Source organism: Kitasatospora sp. NPDC101801, assembly GCF_044766665.1.
Taxonomy (GTDB): domain Bacteria; phylum Actinomycetota; class Actinomycetes; order Streptomycetales; family Streptomycetaceae; genus Kitasatospora.
The window spans coordinates 1-1,631 of the sequence record NZ_JBIWML010000098.1 but is presented as its reverse complement, the minus strand read 5'-3'; the positions used below and the strand labels follow the sequence as shown (position 1 = coordinate 1,631).

Genomic DNA, 1,631 nt, shown 5'->3' with positions numbered 1-1,631 from the left:
GGCTCTGTTCCGTAGTCGGTGGTGACGCTACGTCCTCATTGTGGGAGGAGGATGCGGTGGCGGAGGAGGTCGAATCCGGCGCGTCCGTGCATCTGCCTCATGATCCGCTTGGTTCGCGTGTTGACGCCCTCGGTGCGGCCGTTGTGGAAGGGCAGAGTGAGGCCGGCATCGACGGCGGCGCGGTCGAGTTCCAGGCCGTTCGTGAAGGAGTGCAGGTGGGGCAGGTCGGTGGCGCGAACCGCCGTAATCCAGTCGGTGAGCTTGGCGTCATTGCCCTCCGCCGGCGTCAGTAGCTGCGCGAACTCGCCTGTGAGGAGGGCGAGTTCGGTCATCTCGGGGCAGGCTCTGATGAGTTCACGCAGGAGTGGGGTGTCCTTGTCGCGCAGGTTCTCGGGGCGGGTGAGCAGGAGGCGGGCGAAGCGCCGCGGTGTGGTGACCGGCCGTTCGCCCTCGGCGCGGCCCTGGGTGAGGTAGCGGACCAGGAGGTTCGCGCTGCCGGTGTAGCCCAACTCTTTGATCTCGCGCAGGAGGTGAGTCACGGGCACCGCGGGGTCCTCGGCCCGACGCCGACGCAGGTAGTCGCGGTAGGGGTCGACGAGCGTGAGCCTGTAGCGGGGTGCGCGGCGGTCGCCGGTGGGCTCCTTCATGCGGGCGTACCGCTTGACGGTGTTCAGGGCGACATCGAGGCGGCGGGCGCATTCGAGCAGGCCGACACCCTGGCCGAGCAGGCCGTGGACCCGCTGCCAACGCTCGCGGGTGGTCTGCTCACGAACGCCCCCGGGCCGGGCGGGGTTCACAGCGGTGGCCCAGCAGGCAGCGTGAGAGTGGACCTCGGCCAAGACCTTGCCGCACAGGTTGGACCAGAGGTGCCACCTGTCGCTGACCTGCACCGCTTCGGGCAGGGCCTGGCGGATCGCCTCGGCGTAGGTGGCCGAGCCGTCCCGGCAGACGTACTCGGCCCCGGGGTGTTCGCGCAGCCAGGCGGTCAGCGTGGGGGCGGTGCGGTCGGGCAGGACGTCGATGCGTTCGCCGGTCTCGGCGTTGATGATCACGGTCGCGTAGCGGTGCCGACGCTTGAGTGCGAAGTCGTCGACCCCGATCACCCGTGGGATCCGCACGACCGGCGTGGGGATGCGCCTGAGCAGGCGCAGGGCGCCAGCGTAGGCGACCGGCACGGCCAGGGACCGGGCGAGGCGGGCGGCCGCCCGGCCGCATAACTCCTTGACCACCTGCGAGAGCTGCCTGGCCAGACGCGTCGTGCGGCGTTGGAGGCGCTCAAGCAGCCCGGGGACCTGCTCGCGGAACGTCTGCCGCGGACAGCCCCGGACCGGGCAGACCAGTCGGCGCACACGGACCCGGACCACCACCCGGCGGCCGTCCACCGGCACGTCCGCAACCGTCCGCCGGTGGTACCCGTGCACCTTCCCCGTCGCCACCCCGCACACAGGGCACGCAACCGGGACATCCCGGGTCCGGGCCGTGACCCGGACCACCTCGCCGCCATCCACCACATCCTCGACGACCAGCGCAGACAGTCCCGAAAACACCACATTCACAAGAGAGTTGGCATCATGCACAGTCCATGATCGCAGCCAAGGACGCAGCGTCACCACCGACTACGGAACAGAGCC

General features: G+C 70.2%; 1 protein-coding gene. It reads right to left on the bottom strand.

What is annotated here, in order from left to right:
• Positions 1 to 35: 35 nt before the first annotated feature.
• Positions 36 to 1,547 (bottom strand): ISL3 family transposase, encoded by a 1,512-nt coding sequence (locus ACIRPK_RS36855; RefSeq protein WP_403047316.1) that lies wholly within the window; start codon positions 1,545 to 1,547, stop codon positions 36 to 38.
• Positions 1,548 to 1,631 lie beyond the last annotated feature (84 nt).